The 26,692-nt window shown below is 34.4% G+C and carries 38 protein-coding genes; 10 read left to right on the top strand and 28 right to left on the bottom strand.

Features of this window, described 5'->3' with window-relative positions; translation table 11 throughout:
• Nucleotides 1-78: 78 nt before the first annotated feature.
• The 13 genes from panD to HUE88_RS11625 form a co-directional block, all read right to left on the bottom strand.
• Nucleotides 79-444, bottom strand: a complete 366-nt coding sequence (panD, locus tag HUE88_RS11565) for an aspartate 1-decarboxylase (RefSeq protein WP_194369193.1) — start codon at nt 442-444, stop codon at nt 79-81.
• A 9-nt stretch (nt 445-453) separates the two neighbouring features.
• On the bottom strand, nt 454-828 hold the full coding sequence (locus tag HUE88_RS11570) for a (2Fe-2S) ferredoxin domain-containing protein (RefSeq protein WP_194369195.1): 375 nt from the start codon (nt 826-828) through the stop codon (nt 454-456).
• Between the two features lie 61 nt (nt 829-889).
• Nucleotides 890-2,185 carry a UDP-N-acetylmuramoyl-L-alanyl-D-glutamate--2,6-diaminopimelate ligase gene (locus HUE88_RS11575; protein ID WP_194369197.1) on the bottom strand — a complete coding sequence of 432 codons (1,296 nt, stop codon included), beginning with the start codon at nt 2,183-2,185 and terminating at the stop codon, nt 890-892.
• Nucleotides 2,175-2,765, bottom strand: a complete 591-nt coding sequence (locus HUE88_RS11580; RefSeq protein WP_229860079.1) for a hypothetical protein — start codon at nt 2,763-2,765, stop codon at nt 2,175-2,177. Before HUE88_RS11580 ends, HUE88_RS11575 begins: the two co-directional genes overlap by 11 nt.
• 17 nt (nt 2,766-2,782) lie before the next feature.
• Nucleotides 2,783-3,058, bottom strand: coding sequence for a NifU family protein (locus HUE88_RS11585; protein ID WP_194369201.1), 276 nt, complete (start codon nt 3,056-3,058; stop codon nt 2,783-2,785).
• 77 nt (nt 3,059-3,135) lie between these two features.
• Complete coding sequence (locus HUE88_RS11590; RefSeq protein ID WP_194369203.1) at nt 3,136-4,353, bottom strand: aldo/keto reductase; 1,218 nt, start codon at nt 4,351-4,353, stop codon at nt 3,136-3,138.
• Between the two features lie 89 nt (nt 4,354-4,442).
• Entirely contained in the window at nt 4,443-4,793 is a 351-nt protein-coding gene (rplQ, locus tag HUE88_RS11595) for a 50S ribosomal protein L17 (RefSeq protein ID WP_194369205.1), read from the bottom strand.
• Nucleotides 4,794-4,814: 21 nt separating this feature from the next.
• A complete protein-coding gene (locus HUE88_RS11600; RefSeq protein WP_194369207.1) occupies nt 4,815-5,807 on the bottom strand; it encodes a DNA-directed RNA polymerase subunit alpha in 993 nt (330 codons plus the stop codon).
• 24 nt (nt 5,808-5,831) lie between these two features.
• Nucleotides 5,832-6,458 (bottom strand): 30S ribosomal protein S4, encoded by a 627-nt coding sequence (gene rpsD / locus HUE88_RS11605; protein WP_194369209.1) that lies wholly within the window; start codon nt 6,456-6,458, stop codon nt 5,832-5,834.
• Nucleotides 6,459-6,469: 11 nt separating this feature from the next.
• Nucleotides 6,470-6,862 (bottom strand): 30S ribosomal protein S11, encoded by a 393-nt coding sequence (gene rpsK / locus HUE88_RS11610; protein ID WP_194369212.1) that lies wholly within the window; start codon nt 6,860-6,862, stop codon nt 6,470-6,472.
• A gap of 10 nt (nt 6,863-6,872) precedes the next feature.
• Nucleotides 6,873-7,235, bottom strand: coding sequence for a 30S ribosomal protein S13 (rpsM, locus tag HUE88_RS11615; RefSeq protein WP_194369214.1), 363 nt, complete (start codon nt 7,233-7,235; stop codon nt 6,873-6,875).
• 2 nt (nt 7,236-7,237) lie between these two features.
• The gene (gene rpmJ, locus HUE88_RS11620; RefSeq protein ID WP_008338806.1) at nt 7,238-7,351 is read right to left on the bottom strand and encodes a 50S ribosomal protein L36; all 114 of its coding nucleotides are present in this window, start codon (nt 7,349-7,351) and stop codon (nt 7,238-7,240) included.
• Between the two features lie 266 nt (nt 7,352-7,617).
• A complete protein-coding gene (locus tag HUE88_RS11625) occupies nt 7,618-7,962 on the bottom strand; it encodes a hypothetical protein (RefSeq protein ID WP_194369216.1) in 345 nt (114 codons plus the stop codon).
• 119 nt (nt 7,963-8,081) lie between these two features.
• Between HUE88_RS11625 and HUE88_RS11630 the strand changes: the two genes are divergently transcribed.
• From HUE88_RS11630 to HUE88_RS11650, 5 genes are all read left to right on the top strand, one after another.
• Entirely contained in the window at nt 8,082-9,332 is a 1,251-nt protein-coding gene (locus tag HUE88_RS11630) for an SPL family radical SAM protein (protein WP_194369217.1), read from the top strand.
• Nucleotides 9,329-10,063 (top strand): glucosaminidase domain-containing protein, encoded by a 735-nt coding sequence (locus tag HUE88_RS11635; RefSeq protein WP_194369218.1) that lies wholly within the window; start codon nt 9,329-9,331, stop codon nt 10,061-10,063. Before HUE88_RS11630 ends, HUE88_RS11635 begins: the two co-directional genes overlap by 4 nt.
• Nucleotides 10,064-10,232: 169 nt before the next feature.
• Complete coding sequence (locus HUE88_RS11640) at nt 10,233-10,544, top strand: ArsR/SmtB family transcription factor (RefSeq protein ID WP_194369219.1); 312 nt, start codon at nt 10,233-10,235, stop codon at nt 10,542-10,544.
• Complete coding sequence (locus tag HUE88_RS11645) at nt 10,537-10,941, top strand: arsenate reductase ArsC (RefSeq protein WP_194369220.1); 405 nt, start codon at nt 10,537-10,539, stop codon at nt 10,939-10,941. The genes HUE88_RS11640 and HUE88_RS11645 overlap by 8 nt, the downstream gene beginning before the upstream one ends.
• Nucleotides 10,941-12,194 (top strand): arsenic transporter, encoded by a 1,254-nt coding sequence (locus HUE88_RS11650; RefSeq protein WP_194369221.1) that lies wholly within the window; start codon nt 10,941-10,943, stop codon nt 12,192-12,194. The genes HUE88_RS11645 and HUE88_RS11650 overlap by 1 nt, the downstream gene beginning before the upstream one ends.
• Nucleotides 12,195-12,229: 35 nt before the next feature.
• Here HUE88_RS11650 and HUE88_RS11655 read toward each other — a convergent pair whose 3' ends face one another.
• From HUE88_RS11655 to pyk, 3 genes are all read right to left on the bottom strand, one after another.
• Nucleotides 12,230-12,448 carry a hypothetical protein gene (locus HUE88_RS11655; protein WP_194369222.1) on the bottom strand — a complete coding sequence of 73 codons (219 nt, stop codon included), beginning with the start codon at nt 12,446-12,448 and terminating at the stop codon, nt 12,230-12,232.
• A 132-nt stretch (nt 12,449-12,580) separates the two neighbouring features.
• Nucleotides 12,581-14,158, bottom strand: coding sequence for a type II toxin-antitoxin system HipA family toxin (locus tag HUE88_RS11660; RefSeq protein WP_194369223.1), 1,578 nt, complete (start codon nt 14,156-14,158; stop codon nt 12,581-12,583).
• Between the two features lie 235 nt (nt 14,159-14,393).
• A complete protein-coding gene (gene pyk, locus HUE88_RS11665; protein WP_194369224.1) occupies nt 14,394-15,842 on the bottom strand; it encodes a pyruvate kinase in 1,449 nt (482 codons plus the stop codon).
• An 88-nt stretch (nt 15,843-15,930) separates the two neighbouring features.
• On the opposite strand from pyk, the gene HUE88_RS11670 reads away from it, so the two are divergent.
• The 4 genes from HUE88_RS11670 (at nt 15,931) to trpB (ending at nt 18,970) form a co-directional block, all read left to right on the top strand.
• Nucleotides 15,931-16,779 carry a CvfB family protein gene (locus tag HUE88_RS11670; RefSeq protein WP_194369225.1) on the top strand — a complete coding sequence of 283 codons (849 nt, stop codon included), beginning with the start codon at nt 15,931-15,933 and terminating at the stop codon, nt 16,777-16,779.
• A gap of 3 nt (nt 16,780-16,782) precedes the next feature.
• A complete protein-coding gene (locus HUE88_RS11675) occupies nt 16,783-16,989 on the top strand; it encodes a hypothetical protein (protein ID WP_194369227.1) in 207 nt (68 codons plus the stop codon).
• 12 nt (nt 16,990-17,001) lie between these two features.
• A complete protein-coding gene (locus HUE88_RS11680; protein ID WP_194369229.1) occupies nt 17,002-17,691 on the top strand; it encodes a lysophospholipid acyltransferase family protein in 690 nt (229 codons plus the stop codon).
• A gap of 61 nt (nt 17,692-17,752) precedes the next feature.
• Entirely contained in the window at nt 17,753-18,970 is a 1,218-nt protein-coding gene (gene trpB / locus HUE88_RS11685; protein WP_194369230.1) for a tryptophan synthase subunit beta, read from the top strand.
• A 47-nt stretch (nt 18,971-19,017) separates the two neighbouring features.
• Here the strand turns inward: trpB and HUE88_RS11690 are convergent, their stop codons facing one another.
• Together HUE88_RS11690 and HUE88_RS11695 are read right to left on the bottom strand one after the other, a co-directional pair.
• Nucleotides 19,018-20,190, bottom strand: coding sequence for a YbfB/YjiJ family MFS transporter (locus HUE88_RS11690; RefSeq protein WP_194369232.1), 1,173 nt, complete (start codon nt 20,188-20,190; stop codon nt 19,018-19,020).
• On the bottom strand, nt 20,183-20,866 hold the full coding sequence (locus HUE88_RS11695; protein ID WP_194369234.1) for an endonuclease III domain-containing protein: 684 nt from the start codon (nt 20,864-20,866) through the stop codon (nt 20,183-20,185). Before HUE88_RS11695 ends, HUE88_RS11690 begins: the two co-directional genes overlap by 8 nt.
• A 179-nt stretch (nt 20,867-21,045) precedes the next feature.
• Here HUE88_RS11695 and HUE88_RS11700 point away from each other — a divergent pair, with 179 nt between their 5' ends.
• Nucleotides 21,046-21,348: a chorismate mutase gene (locus HUE88_RS11700; protein WP_194369236.1), complete on the top strand. Its 303-nt coding sequence runs from the start codon at nt 21,046-21,048 to the stop codon at nt 21,346-21,348.
• Nucleotides 21,349-21,439: 91 nt separating this feature from the next.
• Here the strand turns inward: HUE88_RS11700 and infA are convergent, their stop codons facing one another.
• From infA to rplE, 10 genes are all read right to left on the bottom strand, one after another.
• Nucleotides 21,440-21,658, bottom strand: a complete 219-nt coding sequence (infA, locus tag HUE88_RS11705) for a translation initiation factor IF-1 (RefSeq protein ID WP_008338996.1) — start codon at nt 21,656-21,658, stop codon at nt 21,440-21,442.
• A gap of 21 nt (nt 21,659-21,679) precedes the next feature.
• Nucleotides 21,680-22,438 (bottom strand): type I methionyl aminopeptidase, encoded by a 759-nt coding sequence (gene map, locus HUE88_RS11710; protein ID WP_194369237.1) that lies wholly within the window; start codon nt 22,436-22,438, stop codon nt 21,680-21,682.
• 3 nt (nt 22,439-22,441) lie between these two features.
• Nucleotides 22,442-23,704: a preprotein translocase subunit SecY gene (secY, locus tag HUE88_RS11715; protein WP_194369238.1), complete on the bottom strand. Its 1,263-nt coding sequence runs from the start codon at nt 23,702-23,704 to the stop codon at nt 22,442-22,444.
• Nucleotides 23,705-23,706: 2 nt separating this feature from the next.
• Nucleotides 23,707-24,105: a 50S ribosomal protein L15 gene (gene rplO / locus HUE88_RS11720; protein ID WP_194372657.1), complete on the bottom strand. Its 399-nt coding sequence runs from the start codon at nt 24,103-24,105 to the stop codon at nt 23,707-23,709.
• A 3-nt stretch (nt 24,106-24,108) separates the two neighbouring features.
• Nucleotides 24,109-24,549 (bottom strand): 30S ribosomal protein S5, encoded by a 441-nt coding sequence (gene rpsE, locus HUE88_RS11725; RefSeq protein WP_194369239.1) that lies wholly within the window; start codon nt 24,547-24,549, stop codon nt 24,109-24,111.
• A gap of 9 nt (nt 24,550-24,558) precedes the next feature.
• Nucleotides 24,559-24,915, bottom strand: a complete 357-nt coding sequence (rplR, locus tag HUE88_RS11730; RefSeq protein WP_194369240.1) for a 50S ribosomal protein L18 — start codon at nt 24,913-24,915, stop codon at nt 24,559-24,561.
• A 14-nt stretch (nt 24,916-24,929) separates the two neighbouring features.
• Entirely contained in the window at nt 24,930-25,466 is a 537-nt protein-coding gene (rplF, locus tag HUE88_RS11735; protein WP_194369241.1) for a 50S ribosomal protein L6, read from the bottom strand.
• A gap of 9 nt (nt 25,467-25,475) precedes the next feature.
• Nucleotides 25,476-25,874: a 30S ribosomal protein S8 gene (rpsH, locus tag HUE88_RS11740; RefSeq protein ID WP_194369243.1), complete on the bottom strand. Its 399-nt coding sequence runs from the start codon at nt 25,872-25,874 to the stop codon at nt 25,476-25,478.
• Nucleotides 25,875-25,957: 83 nt separating this feature from the next.
• Nucleotides 25,958-26,143, bottom strand: a complete 186-nt coding sequence (locus HUE88_RS11745; protein WP_194369244.1) for a type Z 30S ribosomal protein S14 — start codon at nt 26,141-26,143, stop codon at nt 25,958-25,960.
• Complete coding sequence (gene rplE, locus HUE88_RS11750; RefSeq protein ID WP_194369246.1) at nt 26,143-26,688, bottom strand: 50S ribosomal protein L5; 546 nt, start codon at nt 26,686-26,688, stop codon at nt 26,143-26,145. The genes HUE88_RS11745 and rplE overlap by 1 nt, the downstream gene beginning before the upstream one ends.
• Nucleotides 26,689-26,692 lie beyond the last annotated feature (4 nt).

A 26,692-nucleotide genomic window follows, 5' to 3' on the forward strand; every position in this document is an offset into this window, starting at 1 on the left:
TCACAAATAAGCAACAAGTCAGTGACTTGTTTAGTAACTAAAGCTACACCATTGGGTGAGAAAGAATTAAAATTCATTTTAGATACTTTCCGCCACATAATCAATGTTATTGTTATCATCTAAAATAACAACTTTAGGTTTATAAGTCTCTAAATCTTTCTCATCATAAGTTGCATAGGCAACTATAATAACTTTATCACCCTTATGAACTTTTCTTGCAGCTGCGCCGTTTAAACAAATATCTCTTTTTCCACGCTCACCCAAGATTATGTATGTAGAAAATCTTTCGCCGTTGTTAACGTTTAAAATTTCTACTTTTTGTCCAATTCTCATCTTCGCAGCCTCTAAAAGCTCTTCATCTATTGTAATAGAGCCAACATAGTTTAGATTAGCATCGGTTACAGTAGCACGATGAATTTTACTGTATAACATCTCTATCGTCATATTATTTTCCTATATTCCCATCTGTTTTTTCATATCAGCGGGAGTTATTGGAGCATCCCACAATTCTGAGCTTATTACAAACTCTTCTACTATATTTCCGCCAATAATATGTTCAGATACAATTCTGTCTATTATCTCTTTTGTAAGGCCGGCATACATAATGTGACCAGGTTCAACCAGCATAACAGGTCCAGAAGAGCAGCGGTTCAAACAAGAAGTTCTTATAGGTTGAACAGTTCCCATAATTCCCTCTTTCATCAGCTTTTGTGCTAAATACTGAAATAAATCTTGTGTGTCAGGTGTAACGCATGATGGTTTTGGCATACCCGGAGGAGCTGATTGCTCACATTTAAACATATAAAATGCTGGTTGAGGAATACCCATTTTACTATCCTTAATATTTTTCGAGATTATATCTAAAATAAATTGATATAACTTTAAGCTTTTACTTTAAATTTAAAAGCTCTCTTACAACTTCTCTATCATCAAAAGGAAATTTTTCATCATATATTATCTGATATGATTCGTCTCCCTTTCCGAGAATTACAACAACTTGTGTCTCCTCTTGATCATCAAGAGCCATCTGAATTGCTTTTTTTCTGTTAAGCTCTACAGTTACTATAGTTCTGTCTTCTATACCTTCTAGTATATCCTTTACAATAGCTTCTGGATCTTCATGTCTTGGGTTGTCACTTGTCACATAAACTTTTTTTGCAAGACTTGCAGCAACTCTTCCCATCATAGCTCTTTTTGATCTATCTCTGTCTCCACCTGCACCAAAGACAACTAAAAGTTCTTTCTCTTTGAGGGCATTTAGTACCTGTTGCATTCCATCTGGAGTGTGAGCAAAATCTACTATAACATTTGGAAGTTCACTTACCTGCTCCATTCTGCCGCTTACTCCTGCAAAATTATCCACAACTTCCGCCACTTCTTCAAGCTTTTTACCAGTCAGCAAATGTGTTGCTGAAATAGCTGCCATAAGATTATAAAGATTAAAAAAACCATGAAGAGAAGCGGTAAATGGGACAATTTCTTGAAAGTGTTGAATTATTCCACTTGTAGCATCATTAAGCGAGTATGCCATAAGTCTGTAAGTAGCCGGATTTTCTATACCGTAGGTAAAAGCATTCTTAATATTAAATGAAGCTCTGATCTCATCTTTATTGATAAGCTTCTTGCCCTCATCTTGAAAAAAACTATTTTTTACAGCTGTATATTCCTCGATTGTTTTATGATAGTCCAAATGATCTTGTGTAATATTTGTAAGTATTTTTAACTCGAAATTCAGCCCTTCAACCCTCTTTTGAGCAATAGCATGTGAACTTACTTCCATTATAAAAAACTCACACCCTGCAGTGACTGCTTGATATATATGTTTGTATGTATTTAGTACTGATGGCGTTGTTAAAGTTTTACCCTCTGCCACTTCATCATTCATAAAGAAGCCACGTGTCCCCTGCATAGCAGTTTTGTACCCTAAATCTAGTAAAAATGAGTAAATTGCACTTGCTGTAGTTGTCTTACCGTTTGTTCCGGTAATTCCTATAATTTTTATCTTATCTATGCCAAAAAGTTTCGCAACATCTTTAATATTTATAATTGAATGTGCAGAGTTCTCTTTTGCACTTTGAAGGTATTTCTCATTTTGGTTTGTTAAAACAAACGCAGTCTCTTTGTCGCACTCCAAAGAGTTTTCTGTTATATACTTAAACTCTTCGTTTGGAAGTTCAATTCTCAATCTTTTTGCCTTTGGCTAATTTTTTGAGTAATTTTCTAAGAAGCTCATCACTAGGATAAACGCTTAGTGCATTTTCAAGATATGTCAATGCCATATCTGCGAATCCATGCTCAATAAGATTATCTAAGAAATCAACAAAATCCTCTTTTTGAGTTATTATTACACGGGTAGAAAACATGATGTTTTCAAAAGTCTCTTTGAAACTTTCACCTTCGTCAATTATAGCTTTAAAATCTTTATAAAGTATTCCATCTTCAAACTCCAGTCTATCGCGAAGAGGCTCTGCAAATACCTGACTTAGTTTTTCTAAAGAGCCATCCATATTTTGAAGTATATCGCTCATAATAACATCCGCTTGCTCTTTATCTTCTTCTTTTAATATTTCATAATAATCAAAAAGAGCTTCTGCACCACCCTCTCCACTCATTGCCATCTCTGAGAGTATAACGCTATTGTATGCTTCTTTAGAGTTAGGAAAATTTTGCAATACCATTGCAAACTTCTCTAATGCATTTTTGAAATCACTCTTGGAAAAGTAATCTTTTGCCTGATTTAATATTTTATGTTTACTAATGCTCATCAATTTGTTCACTTATTTTATAAATTATCTATTTCATTTTCCATGCCAATTGGCACATTAATAACAATCAACTCAGGATGTATGTCCATCTTTAACTGTCTCTCAACACCATATTTAAGTGTTGTTCCACTGCTTGCGCACCCAATACAAGCACCTTTTAACTGAACGTACACCTTAGAATTTTTCACAGTTAAAAATGTTATATCCCCACCATCAAGCGCTAATGACGGTCGAACCTTATCTATTACATTCTCAACTGGGCTCATTAACTCTTCGTCTGTAAAGGGAATCATTCCTATCCTTTTAAATTCTCTATTTTATATTTTGTAAGATATGACAAAATCGCTTAACAAGTAATAAATTATATAAGTTATTCTTCCAAAGAAAGAATTTGATCTACATAAGTTGGTTTTCTCATTCCAACTAAAACATAATCTATATTCTTTCTTTGGATTAAAAACTTTAATGCACACTGTTGCATTGATGAATCACACCCTTTAAATAGCTCTTTTAGCTGATTTTTAGTATTTTTAGAGCACTCGTAAGCTACCATTTTTCTATACTCTTGAAGATATAAATCTATGAAACTTAACAATGTATCTCGATTTTCTTCATCAATTACATTTAAAGTTTTTTTCATATGCGGTAAAATTTGCGAATAAAGAAAAAAGTCATAATCACCAATCCATCCAAACTTATGTTTTGAAACATCTAGCTGCTCTAAAAGATTATAAAAAGGTCTTAGGATACCATTATCGCTGAGTTCCATCAATTCGTTAAGATAATTATAATACTCTTTGCTTTCATCATAATCACACAAGCGAAACATAAGATTATCTCTTTTGGCATTAAGCGGTCTATTCGCCAATACTCTAAGCCCATTTTCCTTTGCCCATGTTGCACATTTCAATCCCTCTTGCTCAAGGATATTTATTGGCAGCTCAATTGTTGTAAAACTATTAATATCATTTCCAACAATCTCAGCTGCATTATCTGCCAAAACTATCAAATCTTCATATGGTAAAAACTCATCGCTTGAATGCGAAACTGAAAAACTGTTTGAACTTACACCATATGAGCGAATTCGCCCATTTTTAACCTCTTCTTCAAGTCCAACAAATGCAAGCTCTATTCTTCTATACATCTCATCAAGTCTCTCATCTTTACTAATGCCATTTTTAATAGCATCAAATAGGTAATACTCTGGATTATGGATAAGATAGCAGTCCAATGTTTTCATCTCTAATCTTTTTAAAGATAATGTTAGTTGTTGACTCAAGAATGATTTTGATATAGAGTGAAAACAATCTTCACTAAACTCAACTACTTCTTCAAAAGGTTCTTCTTTGTGAGCTAACAAATTAGAACCTTGGATATATCCAAATTTACTTACTATTTCAACAGAATTAATTTTATCTTCGTCAAACTCTCTAAACGCAAGAGCAATTGCTCGCTCTGCACCGCCATCCATATAATTAGAGGATGTGTCAATCATAGCTATTCCAGCATCAATAGCCTCTTTCAAGCTCTCTATATGTTGCGGATTTAAATCACTTATTCTGTAAGTTCCAAATGCGAAATTACTCATAATGTCTCACTTTTATTTTAAGTATTTTAGAATTGGGAATATTAAAAGGGGTTATATGTAAGAGAAAACCCTTACATATAAATATTGAATTATACTAATTCAATAAATGCCATAGTCGTAGCGTCTCCACGACGAATACGAGTTCTGTTAATTCTAGTGTATCCACCAGCACGATCAACGTACTTAGGAGCTATCTCATTTACTAGAGTTTTTGTTGCTTCTTTACTTTGAAGCGCCGCGAAAACTGCTTTGTGAGCATTTGAATCATTCTTACCAGCAATTGTGATAAGTTTTTCAACGTAAGAACGTAGTTCTTTTGCTTTATCAATAGTAGTTTCAATTTTACCATGTTCTATTAACGAAATACTTAGGTTCTTAAGTAAAGCTGCACGGTGTGAGCTTGTACGACCTAGTTTACGGTATCCATGACGATGTCTCATCTCTAATTCCTCTAATTAAGCTTATAAAGCTTCTATTTTCTTTTTTAATGCACTAGCAACATCATCTGCGATATCACCGCCAACCTCAAAACCGAACTCTTGAAGTTTTTCAATAATCTCATCATATGATTTTTTACCTAGGTTCTTAACATTTTTAAGATCATTAGTACTCATTAATGCTATTTCACCTACTAATTTAATGTTTGAGCGGTCAAGACAGTTGAAACTTCTTGCACTTAAACCTAAATTATCAATATGTGTAGTTAATTTTTTAAGATCAGGGCTCTCTTCAACTCTTTCTATTGTAGTTGGAGCTTTAACACTAATCTCGCTATTAAATACTGCTAATTGAGCATACATAACTTCCAATGAATTTCTAAATGCATCTAATGGAGAAATTTGTCCATCAGTTCTAATATTTAGAATTACTCTTTCAAAGTTAGGATTGTCCTCTACTAGTACATTCTCAATTTTATAAGTTGCACTACGAACAGGAGTGAAATAAGCATCTAGTGCTATATATCCATCTTCTAGCTCATCATGAGTATCTTCACTAGCAACATAACCAATACCTTTTGCTATCTTGATACTAAAGTTAAGTGTAGAATCTTCATTTAATGTAGCAAGATGAGCATCCGGAGTTACTATCTCTACTTCATTATTTGTTAGATCACTACCCTTTATAGTACAAGGACCAGCAAAGCTATAGTTAATCTCTGTTTCTGAAACTTCATCATTTAATTTAAAGCGAATCTCTTTAAGGTTTAATATGAAGTCTGAAATATCTTCAAGCATACCACGTACTGAGTCAAATTCATGCTTAGCACCCTCGATTTTTATAGCGATTGGAGCATATCCAACTGAGCTACTTAATAAAAAACGGCGAAGTGGGTGAGCCAAAGAGATAGCATATCCAGTTTCAAACGGGTATGCCATAATGTTAGCTTCATTCTCACTAATCTGTTCTACCTCAAACTCTTGAGGAGCAAGTGGAGTAGTTTTTATTTTCTTCATTCTCTAACGCCTTTTTATTAACTATTATTTCGAGTAAAGTTCAACGATTAAACGCTCTTCTACAGGGATAACAACTTCTTCACGCTCAGGTAAACGAGTAAATATACCAAATACTTTTTCAGCATCGATGTCAACCCATGGAGCTAAACCAGTTTGGTTAGTTAATTCGATTGCACGAACGATTTGAACATTAGTTTTGCTGCTCTCACGAACTTCTATTTTCTGACCAGGTCTAACACGGTAAGAAGGAATATCAAGTTTTTTGCCATCTACTAAAAAGTGACCATGAGTAACAAGTTGACGAGCAAAACGACGAGTTGAAGCAAATCCCATACGATAAACAACGTTATCTAGTCTTTGTTCAATTAGAGTAATAAGGTTTGTACCTGTATTACCTTCTCTTCTTTTAGCTTCAACGAATAGTGCGCGGAATTGCTTCTCAGAAACACCATACATGAATTTTGCTTTTTGCTTTTCATTTAATTGTAAACCATACTCAGAAACTTTCTTACGACGCTGACCATGTTGACCAGGACCATAAGGACGTTTTTCTAATGCAGATTTACCTGCTAAGCGACGCTCACCTTTAAGGTTTAAACATACACCAAATCTTCTTTCGATTTTTTCTACTGGACCTCTATATCTTGCCATCAGTAATCTCCTTAAACTCTACGACGCTTAGGTGCGCGACAACCGTTGTGTGGTAATGCAGTAACATCTTTCATAAATGTAACGCGTATACCTTCGATTCCACCTACAGCTTTAGTTGCTGTTTCACGACCTGAACCAGGACCTTGAACTTTAATACCAAGTTCTTTTATACCATGTACTTGAGCTTTAGCTACTGCATCTTCAACAGCTGCTTGAGCCGCGAATGGAGTAGATTTTTTACTGCCTTTGAAGCCTAAACTTCCAGCAGAACTCCAAGCAATCATGTTACCCATATCATCTGTAATAGTTACAAGCGTATTGTTAAATGATGCAGAGATGTGGCAGATACCACGTGCAATATTTTTCTTTACTACTTTTTTTCTAACAGCTTTTCTTTTTGCCATCTGCTATCCCTTACGCTGCGCCGACAGTTTTACGTTTACCCTTACGAGTACGCGCATTTGTCTTTGTTTTTTGACCACGACATGGAAGACCACGACGGTGACGAAGACCACGGTATGAACCTAAATCCATAAGTGCCTTAATATCCATAGCAACTTTTTTACGTAAATCACCCTCAACCATATGGTTTTCACGGATTTCATTAGTAATCGCTGCTATATCCTCTTGAGAAAGTTCAAATATTCTCTTGTTATAGTCTATACCTGTCGCGTCTAAAATTAGACGAGATGCATGTAAACCAATACCGTAGACGTATGTTAGACCATACTCTACTCTTTTCTTTTTAGGTAAATCAACACCAGAAATACGAGCCATGATTATCCTTGTCTCTGTTTATGTTTTTTAACTTTGCAGATTACTCTTACAATGCCTTTTCTCTTGATAACTTTACAATCATCACACATCTTCTTAACCGAAGCACGTACTTTCATAGAAAGCTCCTATAATTAAATCTTTGCTGCATGTAGGCAGATATATTATTCTCGTGAAACCTGAACAAGTCCAGTTTTCACTCAGCCACTAAAGCTACACCTTGCGGTGAGAATATTTTTTACCTTGCCAATACTTTTATCCATATATATGTATATAAAAATAGAAATACTCAACTATTATGTTAAAACAGCAAAGCGGACGAGGATTGTATCCAAATTAATGTAAAAGATTTATTAAGTTGACTAGATTTACTTATTTTATTTACTTAATCCCACAAAACAGTAACTCCATACTCTTGGCTTAGGGCTATATATTTGTTGTAATAAACTTTTTTTTCATATTTTTTACTTAGTAGTTCTACTTCTACGCTCTCATCTTCGAGCAATTCTCTTACCTCTTTATATGAGAGCCACTTTCCATACCTTGCTAGTGAATTTTGCCAAATTTTAAAATCGCATGTAGAACTTTCAGTCAGCTCAAACATCTCTCCATCTTCTGTTTTCCAATTAGCGTTTGAGCAGGCATAGAGTTTTACTTTTTTTCCACTTACCTCTTTATCTCTAACTTCTATATTTCCATCATCACAGTATGGGCATTTTCCTAAAGTCATTTGATACTCTTTTTTTTATTGTATGTTATTACAAAAACTACCTATATTACAAAAATATGACAAAATGTAATATTTAATTGATTAATTTATATTTTTAAAGATTTAGATAAAATTCCATTATGAATTCATATTTAGATAAATTTAATGTCTCTATCAATAACACCATTTATTCAAAACTTCCACTCTCTAGTCGGGAATTTATTAAGAATAAATCTATAGAGCATAAGTTCACATTTTCTGAGATAAAGCAAATTGTTGATATAGCTAGAGATCTTGATATGTGGAATGAGAAAAGTATTATAGATATATTTCCTATACATGAACAAAAAAAAGTGGTTTTCGCCAGACTAAAAAAAGCTTATGAAAATCTTCGACATAAGCCGAACTCTTATGAAAACTTTGAGCTGAAAAATATACCAAAAGAGCAGAAATATACTTTTAAGACAGAAGCCAAAGATGGTTTTGGACTTGGTCTTTGTCCAGTTGCAAGTGAAAAAACAAGGTGTTGCAATCTCTTAACACTTGATGCAGTAGAGAGTTGTGGATTTGACTGCTCTTACTGCTCTATACAATCTTTTTATAACCAAAACACAATTACCTTTGACAGCAATTTTACCACTAAACTGAAAAATCTAAATCTTGAAAAAAACAAAACCTACCATATAGGGACAGGTCAAGCATCTGATTCACTTATGTGGGGAAACCGCGAGGGTATTTTAGGTGCCCTCTTTGAATTCGCTAGAAATAATCCAAACGTAATCTTGGAGTTTAAGACAAAATCTGACAATATCAAGTACTTCCTAGAAAACGACGTACCAAAAAACATACTCTGTACTTGGTCGCTTAACACTCCAACAATTATACGCAATGAAGAGCATCTGGCAGCTTCACTTGATAAGCGGATAAATGCAGCTAGAAGAGTGGCGGACAAAGGTGTAAAAGTCGGTTTTCACTTTCACCCTATTGTGGAGTATGAAAACTACCTTGATGAGTATAAGAGTGTTTATGATAGACTTATTAAGGAGTTTAAGACAAGTGAAGTTGCACTTGTGAGTTTTGGCACACTTACTTTTATAAAACCAGTCATTAAACAGCTTAGAGAGAGGGAGTTTAAAAGTAAGATAACTCAGATGCCTTTTGAAGATGCCAGCGGGAAAAGTTCGTACCCACATGTAACAAAAGTGGAGATGTTTAAGCACGCTTATGAGAGTTTTAGCACGTGGCACAAAGATGTTTTCTTTTATCTCTGTATGGAAGAGCATAAGATGTGGAGTGAAACATTTGATTATCAATACTCAACTAACAACGATTTTGAGAAAGCTATGCTTAGTTCTTACAGCAAAAAACTAGATATGGAGTTTTTATTATGAAAAAAAATTTGCAAAATCTTATACTAATATCTTTACTTCCTCTATTAATATTTTTTATTTATGATGCTAGAGAACCTCAAGAGTTGAATGCCGATGCAGCTAAAACAAAAATAGTTAAAAAAAAGATTGCTGCCAAAGAACAAGTAATTGAACAAACAGATGTTAAAAATAAAAAAGAGCTATTTCTAGACTTAATAGTACCTGCAGTGGACCTAGTCTATGACGAACTTGATTTACAATATAAAGAGACAATTAACCTGCTAGAAAATAACAGCTCAATAGAAAAAATTTTAGAGCTAAAACAGATATATAAGGTAACTAGTGATGAAGAGTTACTGATGGCTCTAAAACCGCACCCTAAAAGCATTGCCATAAGCCAGGCTGCAATGGAGAGTGCTTGGATTACATCAAGATTTTACAGAGAGGCCAATAATTTATTTGGCGTTTGGTCATTTAACAAACATGAGCCTAGAATTGCAGCACTAGAAAAAAGAGGCGATAAAAAGGTTTGGCTTAAAAAATACTCAACTGTTGTGGACTCGGTGAGGGACTACTACATAACATTAGCCCGCTCATCTGCTTTTAAAGAATTCAGAGAGTTAAAGATGAAAACCGACGACCCTTATAAGCTAGTCAAAGAACTTGATGAGTACTCAGAACTTGGTGACAAGTATCCGAAACAACTCTCTTCAATGATTAAATATAATAAATTTTACCTTTACGATGAATAAACAATTTCTATAACTTTTTATTATGCCAAAAACTAAAGAATTAAAATTATCTACAATTAGACTTAGTTAAATAAACTTAAGAAAATAGTTATCTTAATATATCAATATATCTTGATATATTAATTAAAATTCGATATACTTTCACCGATTCAAAAAGGAAATTAAAACTATGGATATATTTCTCAATACTATAAGCTCCATAAATGACAAAACCAGAGTTGAAATTTTGCAATTTATAGCACAAAACGGTGAAGTGTGTGTTTGTGACATTGAAAACTCATTCAACATGATTCAATCTCGCATATCAAGACATCTAAAGATTTTAAAAGATGGTGGCTTTTTAAAAGTGGATAGGCGTGGAAGATGGGCATTTTACAGTATAAAAAGTCCAATGGATGAGTTTAGACAATCAATCTTAAAAGAGATTAGTTTTTCAGATATAGAAGTTCCTAAATTAAACAAAGGGTGTAAAAATGGATAAAAAAGTTCTTATATTGTGTACAGGAAATAGTTGTCGCTCTATCATTGCAGAAGCTGTACTGAACAAATACCTTGATGGTGTTGAGGCATACAGTTCTGGTGTAAAAGCAAGCGGAAAAGTAAACCCAAATGCGAAAAAAGTCTTGCAAGAGGATGGCTCTTGGGATGATAAATACCACTCAAAAACTTTAGACAAAGTTCTACATGTAGATTTTGATTTAGTAGTGACTGTTTGCGATAATGCGATGGAGTCTTGTCCTGTGTTTCCAAAAAATACAAAAGTTATACATGTAGGTTACGAAGACCCAGATGGAAAAAACTACTCAGCATTTCTTAAAACTCTAAAACTAATAAAGATGGAATTAACTCCAATTGTTAGAATGGAACTTGGTCTGTAATGCTAGTCGCTTCTATAATATTTCTTATAACCCTGCTATTTGTAATCTGGCAACCTCGTGGACTTCAGATTGGCACAACTGCTGTTATCGGCGCTGTTGTTGCACTCGTAGCTGGAGTTGTTAGCATTAGTGATGTTTGGATAGTTTATGACATTATTTGGGATGCTACTCTAGCTTTTATAGGGATTATAATTCTCTCAATGGTATTAGATGAGATAGGCTTTTTTGAGTGGGCTGCACTTAAGATGGCTAAACTCTCAAATGGTAGTGGACACAAGATGTTCTTCTACTCTATCATCCTTGGTGCGATTGTTTCAGCACTGTTTGCAAACGATGGTGCGGCACTTATTTTAACTCCTATTTTACTGGCTAAGATGAATATTTTAAGACTAAACACAAAAACGATCTTGGCCTTTTTACTTGCGGGCGGATTTATAAGTGATAGTGCATCTTTGCCTTTTGTATTTTCAAACCTGACAAATATCGTAACTGCTAACTACTTTAACATAGGGTTTGCCGAGTTTATCTCAAATATGATTCTTCCATACTTTGTAAGTGTTATCGCTACAATGGCAGTTTTATGGGTAGTTTTACGCAAGGATATTCCACAAACTGTGGATATTCATCTTCTTAAAAATCCTGAAGATGTTATAAAAAGTAAAGCACTGTTTAACTTCTCTTGGTTTTTCCTTGCAATACTGCTTGCGGGGTATTTCATAGGTGACGCATATAACATTCCGGTATCTGTTTTTGCTCTTGGCGGCGGCATAATATTTTTAGCAATTGCAAGTTTTGCAAAAACAGTAGAACCAAAGAAAATCATAAAAGAAGCACCTTGGCAGGTTGTTTGGTTTTCACTAGGTCTCTACATAGTTGTTTACGGACTTAAAAATGCAGGACTAACTGACTACATAACTGAAGTTTTAGTTTACCTCAACTCTCAAAGCGAAGTTGTTGCGGTTGTAGGAACTGGATTTTTAGCAGCATTTTTATCAGCGTTTATGAATAACATGCCCACTATTATGGTTATGGACATAGCACTGACTGACATAGCAAACGAAGCTATGATTTATGCTAATATAGTAGGATGTAACTTAGGACCTAAAATGACACCGTTTGGCTCACTAGCAACTCTGCTTTGGCTTCATACACTAAGCAAAAAAGGTGTAAATATCAGTTTCTGGTCATACTCAAAATTTGGGCTGATTGTCACTCCTCCTGTTCTTTTAGTGGTTTTGCTTTCACTTTCTTAGATAATCTACATGTAGGTTACCTAGGAACTGAATATTTAGTTTACAATTCTAAGTTTTCTTGTTTTACTTCTTGAATCCCACTTCCATTTTTTTGATGGTTTTACAGATACAAATTGTTGTTTGTTGCTTTGATGTTCAAGTTTTCTTGTCTTGGTTTTTGAATCCCATTTCCAATTTTTTTCTACTAAAGTATCACTTCCAAACAAACTAATACTTAAACCAACTATTGTAGTTAAAACGATTATCTTCTTCATCAATTATTCCTTTAAATGTTAAGTGTAGATTTGTAAAAACTCACTACTCAACATTATATAAAAAGAAATTATCATTTTGGTTAACACTAATTCCCTAACGTTCTAAAAAACTCCATATCTACATGTAGATTATTATTTCTGCACCGCCAATAAACCACCGGCTACCTCAACCAACTCTAGCTCTTCTATAATTCCAAGTTTTTTTAGTCTAATTATTCTCTCTTGAAATATGTTCTTGACTCTTGTTGAAAAGTCTATATTACTATTGGCTCTTGTTTTTTGCATAGGCAGTGGATGTTGTGTCTCAAACTCTTCTAGCATTTTTATATATTTGGGCATTTTTTTTATAAATATTTCTGTTATCTCTCTTGCCTCTTTTTTGAATCGTAATTGCGATATGTTTAATATTTTAGCAAGTTTATAAAACTCATCCAGCTTCCAATTTTTTGGTTTTTTATATGGTGTTTTCATGCCCAGACCTAAGTCCCAACTATCTCCATTATAAATACCTACAGAGATAAGGTCATAAAGCGGAGTTAAAATATACTTTTTCATCCCAATCTCAAAAGCTCCAATATTTTTCAGATGCAAATCAGCATGTTTAATCAGATAACTATAATAATAAAACCTGATTGCCTCAAGCTTTGCTTCATTTGATGATAACTTTTTATTGAGAGCTTCAAACAGCTCTTCACTACTGCTCTTATACTTATCAGCACTCTTTACACCAAGTATCTGTGCAAAATCAACTTGATTATATTTTAGTCCGCCAATTCTATCAAATCGTTTTGTAATATAATGATAGTCTCTGTCCTTAGCTTTTATAATCCCGCTATAAGGAACATCAAAACCGAGTTCATTCTTGGCAAAGCTCATAAACAGGTGTTCATTTATCGCTATATATGGATAGTGTCGTTTCTTGCCATCCTCATCAACATTAAAGTAGTTGCTTTTATTTTTGTTTCTAGGCTTTAGGATATACTCTGCACTATTAGACTCAACAATCACTTTTTTCTCAAAGTCTATATCAATATCAACTTTAGTCTGATAACCGCTAAGGTCTGAATGTTCTGTGTTTGAAGTAGCATCCAATATATCATCGTCAATTTGAATATCAGCGACAATCAGATTAGGAAACTTATTTTCAGACAATATTTTATTCTTAACACTTATCCAGTTTTCTCTTTTTCCATAATTGGGTTTATATTCAAATAATTTGTATTTTGGTATAAAATCTAAAGCACCATGTGCGTTTTTCAACCCCTCTAATACCCAAGCTATATCCTCTTTATCTCCAAGTAGTCTATCTCTTCTTTCATACTCAGGGATAAGGTTTTCAAAGTATGTAAAAAGTTCTGCTGAACTACTTATAACTCCTTTTTTAAGACCCTCTAACTCTTCACCTTTGTATTTATCGTCATATTCAAAAGTGTACTCTCCAGTACCATAGTGTAGCTCTCCAACCATGACGCCACTACTAAAAACAATTAACTTTTCTGATATATCATCAGTGTTAAAAACTCTTCTATAAATTCTATTTTTTGTTGTGCCTAATGCTTCTATTAATTTAAGTTCTGTTAAACTTTTTAATGCACGTTGCGCTGTTCTCTTTTGGATAGACGTATCTTCTACTAGCTCACTAATAGCTATTTCATTCTTTTTTGATATATAATCTAATATAATCTCTTCATTTTTATTTAGCTTTTTCAAAGATACCCTTTCATGACAGATAGTGACAAAATACTATTTTTTAATTTATTTTTAATATTATAGCATTATTGTGACAAATAGTGACAAAATATATATTTTTAAGATTATTTTTATTTAAATTATTTCTAATGTATGTGATTAGAATTATATTCCAGATTCAATAATAATCTACATGAGGAAGTCCTCTTTGGTTGAGGGTGGGTTTTCTACATGTAGATATATCTTATAACATCTACTAAATCTCTAGTGTTCTGAAAAACTCCATCTCATGCTCTCTTAAAAAACGGATTGTATTGGTTGAGCCGGTGCCGCCCACAGGGTCTCCGGCAGTGAGTATATAGCTTTTTTTAAGGTCTAATATTTTATCGTCTAAACCTTTTTGCATAATATCTTTAATAGTTCTGCCTATTGATATATTTTCTACTGAAAAAGCAGGAATAATGCCCCAAGAGAGTGTAAGCTGCTGCCTAACTCTGTCATCGTGTGTCACAGCATAAATAGTTGATTTAGGTCTATATTTTGACAAACTCCTTGCTGAACCACCTGTTGCAGTCACAGCAAATATAGCATCTACTTCTAAATCTTTTGCTAATTTTACAGCAGATTCATCTATGGCATTTGTAACATCATCATGTTTTTGATTATATACTCTGTGATAAGCATAAGATTTTTCGGTCTCTCTGATTGTCTCAAACATTGTTCTTACTGCCAACACAGGATGATTCCCAACTGCGCTCTCTTCTGAGAGCATTACTGCATCTGTTCCATCAAGAACTGCATTTGCAATGTCACTTATCTCCGCTCTTGTAGCTCTCTCGCTGTGTGTCATTGAGAGTAACATCTGAGTAGCAGTTATAACCGGTTTTGCTGCTAAGTTTGCTTTGTGAATCAGCATTTTTTGAAGGTTAGGCACTTCATAAAAAGGAACTTCTATACCTAAGTCACCGCGTGCAACCATTAAACCATCAGAAGCTTCGAGTATTGCATCAATATTTTTTATTGCATCAAACTTCTCTATTTTTGCTATAAGCATCTGATTGCCACCATGCTTTTTAACAATCTCTCTTGCGTTTATCATATCTATCGCATTTTGAACAAAGGAGATGGCCATAAAATCTACATCGTTTTTTACACCCCACTCAATGTCTGCTCTATCTTTTTTTGTTAGTATGTCTATTCCGAGTTCAGTATTTGGGAAATTAACACCTTTTTTTGACGAGAGAGTTCCATTGTTTTCAACTATTACTTCAATATTTTCAGCACTACATGCAATAACTTTTGTTCTGATAATACCATCGTAAAGATAGATGTAATCCCCTACATGTAGCTGTGTTAAAATTTCAGGATAATTTATAGAGACTTCATATCTGCCAATGTCAATACATCTGCCAACAATGGTATCTTTATGAAAAATTATTGTGTTTCCCTCTTGAAGTTCAAAGTTGTCCTCAAGCTCTCCTATACGGATTTTTGGTCCGCTAATATCTTGAAGTACCCCTACAATCAGCCCTGTGCTTTGCATCACCTGTCTGATTTTATTTAAAACACCCAAATGGTACTCGTACGTCCCATGACTGAAATTTAATCTAAAAACATTTACACCTGCACGCACCAATGCTTCTATTTTTTCCAAACTGTCAGATGCCGGACCAACAGTAGCTAATATTTTAGTTCGTTTTTTCACCAGAAACTCCTTATTTGCAAGCAATAATAGCACAAAATTCAATAAGAAGATATAATGTCATACTTAATTTTAAAATGACGGAAATACCATGAAACAAGACTACTTCCTAGAACTAGGAAAAATAAACACACTCGTAATCGACAGACTTACAACACCTGGTGCATATATGATGGCACAAGATGGCAACGATGTCCTACTCCCTGGACCATACTTAACAAACGACATGAAAGAGGGCGACCTTCTTGAGGTTTTTATTTATAATGACTCAGAAGATAGGCTAGTATGCACAACACTTACCCCAATAGCTAAACTAGATGAATTTGCTTTTTTTGAGTGCGTGGATGTAGCTCCTTTTGGTGCATTTATGAACTGGGGTCTGAGTAAAGATTTACTTGTTCCGAATATGTTTCAAAAAACTCCTTTTAAAGTTGGAGACAGAAGATACTTAAGAGTTGTTTATGATGAGAGAACTCACCGTTTAGTTGGAACTGAAAAACTAGGTGACTTTTTTGAGCGAAGAGTAAAAGGTATAAAGCCTAATCAAGAAGTAAAAATTTCTGTTATCTCTAAAACACCACTTGGATTTAAGTGTATTGTTGAAGGTAAGTATGAAGGTTTGATTTATCACACTGATGTATTTGAAGATATTAAACTCGGTCACGAAGGGACGGCTTTTGTAAAGACAATTAGAGGAGATGGAAACATTGACCTTAACCTTCGTAAGCCTGGAGCAAAACAAAGTGGTGGTTCTTCAGATAAAGTTTTAGCACTTATTAAAGAGAACAACGGGAGTATGCCTTACAACTATAAAAGTGATGCAGATCTTATCAAAAGTATTTTTGGCTTAAGTAAAAAAGATTTTAAACGCTCGCTTACAACACTAGTTGATGCTGGTAAAATAGAGGTAAAAGATACCGGGATATACCTAAAGGACTAAGTAATGGCAATAAAGAAAAAAAGCGTAGAACTCTCTGATAAAAATATAACTTTTAACATAGAAAATATCTCTTATAGAGTTATAAGGTTTTTACCGACAATTATGATGGTAGACGTTATGGTTGTAGAAAACGGAGTAAAAGCGGGTATGCAAAGCCTCCCTTTTGCTCATATGCCAAGAGAGACAAAAAAAATAATTAAAGCTAATTAGAGGAACGACCTTTTGACACTCAACCAAATAAAAATGGCAATATATTCAATAATTGTTACAAACTACTATGGTTTTAAACTTACAAAAATAGACAATTCTATAGATAGAAAAAAAACACGTATAGATTATGCAAATAAAATATTAGACAAGTTAAATATTAAAATAAAAGTTATAAATGAAGAGAAGATTCCTAAAGACGGACAGTATCTTCTAACTTCAAACCATAGGACTATCATAGACCCTCTAATCGTTGAGCTCGCTACTAAAAACAGCACTATTTTTGGTCACTGGATAGCTAAAAAAGAGCTGTACAATTCAGTTTTTTTTGGTAAGTTTACCAGAAATGGTGGAACAATCCTGCTTGACCGAGAGGCCTCTCAAATGAGTGGTTTTTTCAAAGATATAAAAGCTTGTGTTAAAGATGGAAACTCTATTTATATTTTTCCTGAGGGGACTAGAAATAAAACAGATGCACCAATAGCAGAGTTTAAAGAGGGCGCTCAAATAATAGCAATCAAAAATAGACTCCCGATTCTCCCTGTTTTTATACGTACAAAAGCAAATGATATACTTATGGATGCTGTAAAAAATCCAAAAGAACAACGTACTATTGAGATAGAGATAGGTGATTTGATAGACTACAAAGATAGAACCTTGTCATTTGAAGAAGCTTATAAAAAACAGTTTAATATAGAGTCATAAATATACCGCTAAGTTTTATTTAATTATAATAACAAAAAATTATAATTAAGGAACTACTTTCATGTCTAAATCTTACCTAGAATCATATCCTGATGAAAAAGGATACTTTGGAAAATTTGGAGGTTCATATATACCTCCAGTACTTGAACAACCATTTGCTGACATAACAAAAGCATACAAAGAGCTAAAACATTCTCCTGAATTTATAAATGAATTAAAGTATGTTAGAAAGCACTATCAGGGACGCCCGACACCTATTTCATTTGCTAAAAACCTTACAGAGCTTTGCGGTGGTGCAAAGATTTACTTAAAAAGAGAAGATTTAAACCATACCGGTGCGCATAAGCTTAACCACTGTATGGCTGAAGTTATTTTGGCAAAACATCTAGGTAAGAAAAAGGTTATTGCAGAGACTGGAGCTGGTCAGCACGGCGTTGCTCTTGCAACTGCAGCAGCATATTTTGGTTTAGAGTGTGAAATACATATGGGTGAAGTGGACATAGCTAAAGAGCATCCAAATGTTGTTCGTATGCAAATCTTAGGTGCCAATGTTATACCTGCTACACATGGTTTAAAAACTTTAAAAGAGGCGGTTGACTCTGCATTTGAGAGTTATGTGCCACAAGCTGACACTGCTATTTACTGTATTGGCTCTGTTGTCGGTCCTCACCCTTTCCCAATGATGGTTAGAGATTTTCAATCTGTTATAGGCTTTGAATCTAAAGAGCAATTTTTAGAACACGAAGGTAAACTGCCAGACAATGTTATAGCTTGTGTTGGCGGCGGTTCAAATGCTATGGGTATTTTTGCCGGATTTATTGATGATAAAGAGGTTAATCTAATTGGTGTTGAACCTATGGGTGTTGGTGAAAAACTAGGAGAGCATGCAGCGACTCTTACTTATGGGACAGAGGGAGTTATGCACGGTTTTAATTCTATTATGCTTAAAGATGAAAGCGGTGAACCTGCACCTGTTTACTCTGTAGGTTCTGGTATTGATTACCCGTCTGTCGGTCCAGAACATGCACATCTAATGCAAACAGGAAGAACTAAAGTTGCTCTTTGCAACGACGAAGAAGCTATTGATGCATTTTATAAACTTTCGCAACTAGAAGGTATTATCCCTGCACTAGAGTCTGCTCACGCTGTTGGGTATGCCATGAAACTTGCAAAAACTCTTGGCAAAGATAAAACAATCCTAATCAACTTAAGTGGCAGAGGCGATAAAGATATAGACTTTGTTGTACAAAACTACCCAATTCCTAACGCAAAATTCTAATCAATTTATTTCTACATGTAGATTAGTTCTACATGTAGAAATATTCGTTACATCTTATTTTCTATTTTTTTTGCATAAACCAAAAGCAGTATCCCTACAAAAACTATAAATGCTGTCAAATAGAGTGTAGAGTTATAATTTCCAAAGTACTCTATCAAAGCTACACTGTAGAGTGGAGCACCGACTTGTCCTATTCCGTAAGCTGCTGTCATAGAGCCCATCAAAACCACCGGATTATTCCCTGCAAGCTTGCCGCCTAGATGCATAAAAAGTGCTACAAGTGCAATAAATGTACTGCCATACAAAGCACCACTCAACAAGTTAAGATACATATTAGTACTAATTGCAGGTATAAGGATTCCTATAATTTGCAGAGCCATTGCTAGGATAATTATATTTACACTTCCGTAGTTATGTGCCAATCTCATAAAAATTATAGAGGATGGAATTCCTGCGATTCCAACCATTAGCCAGCCAACACTTCCGTAACCATCCAAACCTTTAAGCGAATTTATTATGTCCGGTAAAAATGTCCCTTGTACTACAAAACCGACACCTTCTGTAAAGTAGGCCAATATAAGCAAAATAACATACGGAGTAAATATAGATTTTGAAAGTTTATGTTTTATAGCCTCTTGTTTTATCTCTTTGTCAAACGACAGAATATACACTGAATAAAAAGATATTATAAAAGCAAACATTGCTAAAGCAAGCCACGCATCAGACCAATTACCATCTTTTAATATGTATTGACTTATCAGTTCGCTTATAAGTATCGCAAAGCCAATGCCACTGAAGTGAATCCCCATCGCTTTTGTTTTATCTTCAAAGTTTAACTTGACCATCACTATAGCACCACCGACTATAAGAACCATAGCAGAACCAAAACCGGCAACGACTCTAGAGAGTAGCCATAGTGTCTCATCTGTCGTAGTTGCAAGAACAAGAGTTGTAACTACACTAAGAAACATTCCAATTCTAAAGTACTTTACTTTTGCATTTATATCTTTGATAAAAACAGAAAACACAGCACCGCTTAGATACCCTGTAAAATTAAATGAAGCAAGTATTCCAGCATTGGTAATTGTCAAATAATCTTCAAGCATAAAGGGAAGAAGTGAGGTGAAAGCAAAACGTGCTACACCAATTCCAACTACTATAGCTAATATACCGGCTAAGAGTATTGCAGCATTATTACTTTTATCAAATAAACTATTCATAATATTTTTCTTTTAAAAAACATCCCTGAGAATAAGGCTTTTTAGAGTAAAACTCTTTTGAGTGCTTTACAATAAGTGCATGAAATTCCTGATAGACTATAACCAACTCTCTCTCATCTTTTATACACTCCCTTAGTGACTCTTGCATCAGTTTTTTTATATCTTTATATTTTGCTTTCTCATTTATAAGACCAAGCTCTAAAAAAACACGTTTTGTGTAGGCATCTACTTTAAACTCTGGCTTACAATAGCCATATAAAAGTATAGAGTCTGCTGTCTCCTCACCAATTCCAAGCACTTTTAAAAGACCTTCTCTACTTGGTGTTTTTCCATTTAAGGCTTCAAAAAAAGAGATAAACTCAAGTATGTATTTCGCTTTTTGATTAAAGTAACCTGATGGTTTTATGGCCTCTTTAAACTCCCCTATATCAATCTTTTTTATAGCTTTAGGTGTGAGCGCATTCAACTCATTTAGATTATTAAGAGATTTTACTACAGATGTAAAAGTCGTATTTTGAGTTAAGATAGAGCCTAAACATACTTCAAAAATTTCATCTTCATTTCTATTAAAATTGTAATCAGCTGGATGATAGCCACCATCATTTATATATGGCCACCAACCCTGAGGACCATAAGCTTCATGTAATATTTCATAAACATTAAAAATTTTATTCACTATTTTTCTTTCTCACTATTTTTTTCTCTCTTTTCATTTTTTATACAGTCAAAATGAAGCCTAAATATAAAAAAGTATAACTAAAATAATATTTACATATATTCAAAATATTGCTTGTAGTAACGTAACTTAGTTATTATCTATTTTTGGATAATATATCATAAATTATGGAGAAACACATGTCTAAAATAAAAAAATGCAACTCACTCGAAGAGGTTAGACAAGAGATAGATATACTTGACGACAAGATTGTTGAACTTATATCTGATAGAAGCCATCTTGTTCGCCAAGCAGCAAAGTTTAAAAATAGTGTAGAAGAGGTAAAAGCTGAAGATAGAATAGATTTTATTTTACAAAAAGTCCGTCATGCTGCAATTCAAGCAGATGTCTCTCCAAATATGGTATCAGAACTTTTCAAAATAATGATTGATGAAATGGTAGAAACTGAAATATCAGAGTTTAGAAATTCGGAAATATTTTAACTTTACTTCAATTTTATATTGTGGGTCAGTAAATACTTAATTAGGTAGATTTATTGGGCAAAAAAATAGTCCCTGAAACTCAGGGAATCTATTATTTGTATCTATAGGTGATACGACCTTTATCAAGTGAGTAAGGCGTTAGTTCAAGTTTTACTTTGTCACCTGGAAGTATTTTAATATAGTGCATACGCATTTTTCCTGCGATATGACATAGAATAATATGTCCATTTTCTAATTCAACACGAAATGTTGCGTTAGGCAAAGCTTCTATAATTTTGCCATCTACTTCGATAACATCTGATTTAGCCATTTATAAGTCCTTCAAACTTCTCTAAGCGAGAGATAAAATTTCAGCTTTACCGTTGACAACTGCAACAGTATGCTCATAGTGTGAGCCGTGTAAATCATCGGCACTAACAACATCCCACTTATTATCCAAGATAATAGGTTTAGAATCTTTTTGACATATCATAGGCTCCAGACAAAAAACCATTCCGTTTTTAATCTTTGGGCCAGCATTTGGATTTTTACCATCAAGGTAGTTTGGAATTTCAGGCTCTTCATGAGGCTTTTTACCGATACCATGACCACAAAAGTTGTAAAGTGGAACAAACCCTCTTGATCGAATAGAGTTCTCTAAAATTGCTGAAAGCTCTTTGAAGCGCATACCTACTTTTATAGCAGATATAGCTTCATAAAGAGTATCTTTCGCGCAAGCGATTAGTTCTTCATCTTTAGCACTAACTTTACCAACTCCAACTGTTATAGCTGCATCACCGAACCAGCCATCTAATTCAGTACCAATATCATAACCAATTACATCACCCTCTTGGAGTTTGTAATCTGTCGGGATACCGTGAATAATAACTTGATTTAATGAGCAGCAAACTGAATTGGGAAAGCCGTAGAGACCTTTAAAAGATGGCTTTGCGCCATGAGAGAGGATAAACTCCTCAGCCATAGCATCAAGCTCTTTTAAAGATACACCTACTTTTGTGTTTTGTCTTAGTAATTCTAAAGCACCGCCAACAATTTTGTTAGCAGCACGAAGTTTCTCAATCTCTTGAGGTTTTCTAAGGGCGATGGCCATTATTTAAAGTCCAACTGCACTTAGTGTCTCATATTTACTCATGTAAACTTGAGCCTCAATTTTTCTCATTGTGTCCAATGCCACCTGAACAACGATTAAAACCGCTGTTCCACCAAAAAAGAATGGTACACCCATCCCTTTAATAATCATAAATGGCAGAGTTGCAACAAGTCCAAGGTAAAGAGCACCCGTAAAAGTCAAATCACCAGCAGTCTTGTTTAAAAACTCTTTAGTTGCTTCACCAGTACGAATACCAGGAATGAAACCACCCTGCTTTTTTAGATTATCTGCAATATCTTTTGCATTGAATGTTATTGATGCATAAAAGAATGCAAAGAAAACAACAAATACAAATGTCAAAAAGTTAAAGAAATAACTGTTTGGATTTAGATAATCAGCAATAGCAACAATAGTAGGGTTTGCACTACTTGATAAAACTGTCATAGGAAACATTAATATAGCAGAAGCAAAGATAACCGGTATAACACCAGCTAAGTTAACTTTGATAGGAATGTAATTCATAACTCTTTTATTCTGGTTTTGCATCATAACTTTTTTAGCATACGTAATAGGTACGCGACGCTCACCAAGTTCAACATAGATAATTACAGCTACAGTTCCAAATATAAGAGCAAGAATTGCAATTACAGTTAAGAAGCTCATAGCCCCCGTATTTACCATTGTGATTGTTTGACCTATCGCACTTGGAATAGCTGAAACTATACCAGCAAAAATAATTAGTGATATACCGTTACCGATGCCACTTTGTGTAATCTGCTCACCTATCCACATCAACAACATTGTTCCCGCAAGCATTGAAACAGCAGAAAGTATTATAAACGTGTTATGATCAGCAAGAATTGCACTATTTCCATTTGGTCCAGTTAAACTTTGAAGTCCCACACTAATACCGATTGCTTGGATTATTGTAATTACAATTGTTGCATAACGTATAATTTGCATATACTTAACCATTCCGTCACGCTCTTTTTTCATTTGACCTAAAGGTGCAAAAGTTGCAGCCAAAAGTTCCATGATAATAGATGCTGTGATGTAAGGCATAATTCCAAGTGCAATAATTGACATACGCTCAACAGCATTACCGCTAAACATATTAAATAATCCTAGTGCATCAGATTGGTGTGAATCGAAGAATGAAGCTATGACAGCAGTATCAACGCCTGGAACTGGCACGTATGCCAGTAGACGATAGATAAATAAAAACCCGATAGTAATAAATATTTTATTAACTAGATTTTTATTCACGACTATTTACCTGTAGTAGTAACGTTGTCGTCTTTAATTTTTGATGCTAAATCTTTAGCAGATGCACCAACTAACTTAACTTTAGTTACAGAAGCACTAAGTTTATGAACACTACGGATTGATTCCATTGTGATTTCAGCTAACTCAGCAACTACTGTGATTTTCTCTACATTAACTACATGTGGCTTTACAACACGAGAAGTAAATCCAATTTTAGGAAGTCTTCTTCCAAGTGGTTGTTGTCCACCCTCGAAGTTTCTTTTTCTACTGTAACCAGTACGAGATTTTTGACCTTTATTACCTCTTCCGGCAGTTTTACCTGTTCCAGAAGCATGTCCACGACCTACACGTTTACGATTCTTTGTAGAACCTTCTGCAGGAGTTAAATTTTCAATTCCCATCATCTATCCTTTCAAGCGACCTAGTGCTTCGACTGTAGCGCGCACTAGTGTACCTGGATTATTTGAGCCAATTGACTTTGTAAGTACATCTTTAATACCTGCAAGTTCAAGAACGTGACGAGTAGCTCCACCCGCAATTACACCTGTACCTTCTGATGCAGGCTTTAATAAAATGCGACTAGCATTGTATTTATGCTCAATATCATGTGCAATTGTAGTACCTTTGATACTAACTTTAGAGATGTTTTTAAATGCATTATCTACCGCTTTTTTTATAGCATCTGGAACTTCTTTCGCTTTTCCAGCACCATAACCGATAGTACCTTTTTTATCACCAACAACTACAAGAGCAGTAAAACGAAAACGACGTCCACCTTTTACAACTTTTGTAACACGACCTATGTTTACAATTGATTCTTCAAAATCTTCTCTATTGATTTCCATACTTAACCCCTAGAACTTAATTTCGTTTGCACGAAGTGCGTCACCAAATGCAGCTATAACACCGTGGTATTGGTAACCATTACGATCAAATACAATTTCAGAAATTTTAGCAGCTTTTAGTGTAGCAGCGAATGCTTCACCAAGTGCAGCAGCACCTTCTTTATTTGACTTTTGACTTATTGCTTTTGAGTTAAGCGCAGCTAATGTTGTAGCTGTAGAATCATCAATAGCTTGAACACTCAAATAACGATTTGAACGAAATACAGAAACACGAGGAAGTGAAGCACAACCAGATATTTTTGCACGAATACGAAGCTTACGCTTTAAACGATTAGCTATTTTGCTTTTTAATACTTTTGCTTTCAATTTATACCCCTCCCTTATTTCTTAGAAGTTTTACCGGCTTTACGCACGATATGCTCTTCAACGTATTTAACACCTTTACCTTTGTAAGGCTCTGGTGGACGGAATGATCTAACTTCTGCAGCAACTTGACCAAGAACTTGCTTGTCATGCCCCTTAAGAGTAATAACATTCTTCTCAACGCTTGCTTCTATACCTTCTGGTAAGTCATAATTAATATCATGAGAAAAACCAAGTTGAAGATTAAGAACCTTGCCAGAAACTGCAGCACGGTAACCAACACCATTAATCTCTAATTGCTTAGTGTAACCAGTAGATAAACCAGTAACAATATTTGCAGCTAAAGCACGATAAGTTCCCCAAAAGGCTCTATGAGCTTTTAAATCTGATTTTGTAGCAAAAGTAAGAACGTTTCCATCTATTGCGAAGTCAACATTTCCTTTTGTATCTAAATCAACACTATTTTTGCCTTTAGCAAAAGTTATAACATTTTCATTTGAACTAACTTTGATGTCAGCTGCAAACTCTACAGGTAATTTTCCAATTCTTGACATGTTATCTCCCTACCAAATCGTACACATAACTTCGCCACCAATGCCAAGCTCATAAGCTTTGTCATTTGGTAATACGCCGTGTGATGTACTAACAATAATAGTTCCGTAACCATTTTTGAAACGTTTGATCTCTTCTTTACCTTTGTAGACACGTCTACCAGGCTTAGAAACTCTTTTCATTTCATTAATTACAGTTTTCTCATTTTCATCGTACTTAAGTACAACTTTGATAGTTTTCTTAACGCCATCTTCGATAACATTACAACTCTCAATATAACCTTTGTCTACTAAGATATTTGCCATTGCTTCAACACTCTTAGAGTGTACTAAAGTAGTAACAGGTAATCTTCTCATACCAGCATTACGAACACGAGTTAACGCATCCGATACTAAATCATTAATTGCCATTTATTTTCCTTGACTTTGTAATTACTATAGCTTTCGCTAAAGTAAAAACTAATAATTAGAAGTTTCCACTTGAAAGGCAGTGCCTACCAAGAAGACTTTCTAACACCTGGGATTAATCCCTCGTTTGCCATTTTTCTAAAACACACACGGCAGATGCCGAAGTCACGAAGAACAGAGTGTGGACGACCACAAACCTGACATCTTGTGTAACCACGAACTTTAAACTTTGGAGTTTTTGCCGCTTTTGCAATCATAGATTTCTTAGCCATTAGTTGCTCCCTTTACTAAAAGGCATACCCATTTTCTCTAAAAGAGCAAATCCTGCCTTATCTGAATCAGCAGTTGTAACAACTGTGATATTCATACCATGAATTTGCATGATTGAATCATAATTAACTTCCGTGAAAATAAGTTGCTCTTGTAGTCCAAAGTTGTAGTTACCACGACCATCAAAACCATTTCTTGGAACACCACGGAAATCTTTAACACGAGGAAGTGCTATAGAAACTAGACGATCCAAAAAGTTGTACATGTTTTCACCACGAAGTGTAACACGGATACCAACTGGCATACCTTCACGAACTTTAAAACCAGCAACTGATTTTTTAGCTATTACAGTAGTTGCTTTTTGACCAGCAATCTTAGTAATAGTATCTTCAATGTTTTGAATAAGCTTGTTATCTTTCATAGCAAAACCAGCACCAACAGAGATAATAATTTTATCTACCTGAGGAGTTTGCATAGGATTTTTAATTCCTAAGTCTGCTTGTAATTCAGATTTTAAACCTAAATATTTTTCTTTTAAACGAGCCATCTAC

It is taken from the genome of Candidatus Sulfurimonas baltica, assembly GCF_015265455.1.
Classification (GTDB): Bacteria; Campylobacterota; Campylobacteria; order Campylobacterales; family Sulfurimonadaceae; genus Sulfurimonas; species Sulfurimonas baltica.